A 3,581-nucleotide genomic window follows, 5' to 3' on the forward strand; every position below is an offset into this window, starting at 1 on the left:
CGAGCACGATTCGGAGAAGCAGTGATAGATGACGTTTCTATCCTGGAATGCTATCTGGCCTTCTGCGTATTCGTCTGCATCCAAATCGGCTGTAATACCGTTACAGTTCCGACCCTGAACAGAAGGGGGAACCAGTATGTCGCCGCTTGATACAGAAACGTCGCAGCCGGCGCTTCCGGTGCCGGCATGCCGGCAGTCGAAACGAGCAACAGGATGAACACCGATTCGACGCTTCCCAGCCCACTCGGGAGAGGGAGAACGTTCGTTATCGCACCAAGTCCGAATAGCGACACAATCACGACACCAATGCCCTCACGAATCGTCCATTTCAAGTCCTCTACGTCTGCTCGGGATGCGTCAGTCGGCTCTTCGGGCGGATTACTCGTTGGTTCCGGCATCGGATACGCGGTGTCCTCCCAGGACAGACCGAGGTAACCGATCGCGTACGAGAGCGTGATCCCCGCTACCATCACCACACCGAACGTTAGTACGGCCGCAGTTGCGTTCGGGGATTCGAGGAGTATCGTCATGACGGCAGCGGCAACGACCGACCTCCGAGCATGACCAGAAATCGTCTGAGCGATGATGCCATTGCAGTTCGTATTCTATAACAGATTATAACCTCATCACACGACTTATTGAAATTCACTTTGCCGGACTGGATCGTGCTCGGTCTTACTACTGAGTTGCGACAGTACCCGACCGGGGAAGTAGTTTGACACGCGCATCTCACAGACATCGTTCACACGAATAGGTAGGTCAACGATCTGCTGAAATCGTTATTTCACATCGCTTCTCTATAGTATGAGGTGATGCCTTCACTCGAAACGCTCGCGATAGTGTTCACCGCGGGATTCATCACGGCGCTTGCGACCGGGCTAGGGGCACTGCCGTTTTTCTTCTTCGATTCGATAAGCGACAGCAGAAACGTCCTTCTCTGGGGTCTTGCATCGGGAATTATGCTCTCCGCGTCGGTGTTCGGTCTCATCGGGGAGGGACTGGCTGTCGGTACACCGCTAGAAATTCTCACAGGAATGGGCGCAGGCGTCCTGCTCGTCCTCGTTGCCCGCGACGTGTTGTTGGACAGTGACATCGACCCCCGTACGTACGAGGAAGCCGACTTCAAGAAGCTCGTGCTTATTCTCGGAATTTTGACTGTCCACAGCTTTCCCGAAGGAATCGCCATCGGCGTCTCGTTCGCCGAACTCGGACTCGAGGGTAACGCGCAAATTTTCGGCGTTGCCGTTCCGTTGTTGGCGATTTTTATGACCATAGCGATCTCGATTCACAATATCCCCGAGGGGACTGCGATCTCGATTCCCTTGAAATCGATGAGCGTCTCCAACTGGAAGATGGTCTGGTGGGCGATCTTCTCGAGTCTGCCACAGCCGATCGGTGCGGTCATCGCCTTTTTGTTTGTCCGCATGGCTCGGGACCTCCTGCCCTTCGGATTCGGATTTGCAGCTGGTGCGATGATCTATCTCGTATTATCGGAGTTCATCCCCGAAGCGCTGGACACAGGTAAGGAGTTACCTGAACGAGGTCTGCGAGAACTCGTGGTTGGGATTACGATCGGGGTCGCGATCATGCTCCCGCTTGCGTTCATTTGATTTCGGCCAATTTGCCAAGGAATGAGGAGAGAAGAGTACCCCTTTCAGCCGTCCGAAAAAGGGGGTGCCGCTCGATTTAATCACAGAAATAGCGTTCGTCGTGGGCTACGCTCGCTGATTTATCACGCTTCGCATAGAGAAGTGGACTGTGACGGACGTTCACGTCTTCCTCGCGGTAGGGATCGCGCTCGCCGGAGCGCTCGTTTTTGGCGAACTCGTCGAACGAGCAGGCGAGCCGATCATATTGGGAGAGATTCTCGTCGGAGTCGTCCTCGGTGCGCACGTCCTCGGAATCGTCGATCCATCCGGAACGTTCGCGCTACTCGCCGCGATAGGGTCGATGCTATTGTTGTTCGACGCTGGTTACGAAGAAATCGATCTCGGAGAGCTCGAGCGTGACGGCGTCCCTGTTGCCATCATTGCACTATGTGGAGCGGGACTCCCGGTGATGATCGGCGTCGCAACCGGAGTCGCCTTCGGTTACTCGCTCGCTGCGAGCGGAATCTTGGCGATAGCCATGGGTGTTACGTCGATTGGAATTACCGCGAGAGTATTCCTTGATCTCGATTGTCTTGACACGCGCTACGGCCTCCACGTGGTAGGTGCAGCAGTTTCCGCCGAAGTTATCGGTCTCATGACTTTTGCGCTGTTACTCACGACACAGCAAGCCGAAGCTTCGGGCGGTCAATACGTACGAATCATCGGCCTCATCGCCCTGTTTTTTCTCGGGGTAATCGTCGTTAAACGGTTTCTGATCAAGCGAGTGGCTCGCGTTCTCGCCCGTTTTCAACAACCGAGCGCGAATCTTCTCGGTATCATGGAACTCTTGTTTTTGTTCGGATACGCTGCCGACGCTGTGGGGCTAGACGTGATCGTCGGCGGCTTGATCGCTGGGCTACTTGTCGGGAGCGAACGTCGATTCCGCGACGTCGAAATCCGCGAGGGAATCGTCGGGATAGCCTACGGAGTCTTCATCCCGTTATTCTTCGTTAACGTCGGCGCTCAGATGGACCCAACTGTCGGTACTTCCCAACTGGTGTGAAAGCTGAAGCTAAAGCGTTGGTCTAATTAGGAAGATGTCTGGCTGAGTGAATGTGTTTAGCGTCCCTCAACCAGACGGTGTTCTTTCAGACTCAGACGTGAAAGATCTAGCGGAAAACGTCATTTGCCAGCTCCCTTTGCCAGGGATCGAGAGGCGAGCCCTCGATCCCGGTGATATCTGGGCTGTCATGGTCCTTGCAGCAGTCAACCAGACGTCCATCTGGGAGACATGCAAGGACAACGACAACGCTGCCTGTGACGATACTGTCATGGGCTGGCTACATACGCTCAACCGAGAGTGGCTTGAGCGGGTTGCTAACCGCTTTCTCAGAGAGTTAGCGATGACGATTCTCGACCTTGATTGGTTGAGGATCGTCTCCATTGACTTCGTCGATAACCCCTACCACGGAATGTACGCCGATGAAGAAGGTGAACTCTGCCGCATGCACGCGAAAGACGGAACAACGACGTGCCACCGGTACTGCACGGCGTATCTTGTCTCGAACGGCAAGCCAGTGACGTTGGCGATGACGTACGTCCGTAGTGATGAGAAAGAGGCCGACGCGGTCGAGCGCGTCCTCGACCGCGTCGAAGCCTATCCCTTCGAGATAGAGCTGCTCTTGGCTGATCGTGGCTTCTACAACGAACGTGTTCTGCGCCGCTCACGGGAGATTGCTGCGACTGTCGTTCCCGTCCAAAAGAAGGGCAAGCGCATGAGGAAGAAGCTGGATACGCACTGCTCGTACATGACGACCTATCGGATGTACGAAGGCCGCGAGCGGGAACTGGAATTCCCGCTCGCGGTCGCTGTGTCATATCACGCCGGAGATCGCGGGAAAAGCGGCGAGGTCGTTCGAGGCCATGTGGCGTGCGATCTGGCCGATCGCACGCCGAAACAAGTCGAACGACTCTATCGGAAACGGTCAGCGA

4 protein-coding genes are annotated in these 3,581 nt (G+C 55.4%); 3 read left to right on the top strand and 1 reads right to left on the bottom strand.

Annotated elements, in window-relative coordinates; all coding sequences use genetic code 11:
* Window positions 1–50: 50 nt before the first annotated feature.
* On the bottom strand, window positions 51–530 hold the full coding sequence (locus PGX04_RS06835) for a lysylphosphatidylglycerol synthase domain-containing protein (protein ID WP_273737825.1): 480 nt from the start codon (window positions 528–530) through the stop codon (window positions 51–53).
* A 282-nt stretch (window positions 531–812) separates the two neighbouring features.
* Between PGX04_RS06835 and PGX04_RS06840 the strand changes: the two genes are divergently transcribed.
* The 3 genes from PGX04_RS06840 to PGX04_RS06850 all read left to right on the top strand — a co-directional run.
* A complete protein-coding gene (locus PGX04_RS06840) occupies window positions 813–1,610 on the top strand; it encodes a ZIP family metal transporter (protein WP_273737826.1) in 798 nt (265 codons plus the stop codon).
* 148 nt (window positions 1,611–1,758) lie between these two features.
* A complete protein-coding gene (locus PGX04_RS06845; protein ID WP_273737827.1) occupies window positions 1,759–2,652 on the top strand; it encodes a cation:proton antiporter in 894 nt (297 codons plus the stop codon).
* Window positions 2,653–2,704: 52 nt separating this feature from the next.
* Window positions 2,705–3,581 (top strand): ISH3 family transposase (locus PGX04_RS06850; protein WP_273737868.1); only part of this gene is annotated, 877 nt, incomplete at its 3' end.

The organism is Natrinema soli (genome assembly GCF_028618695.1).

Bases quoted from the DNA above. Each gene is read 5' to 3' on its own strand.
- PGX04_RS06840 (WP_273737826.1), top strand. From the start codon at position 813: ATGCCTTCACTCGAAACGCTCGCGATAGTGTTCACCGCGGGATTCATC.
- PGX04_RS06835 (WP_273737825.1), bottom strand. From the start codon at position 530: ATGACGATACTCCTCGAATCCCCGAACGCAACTGCGGCCGTACTAACG.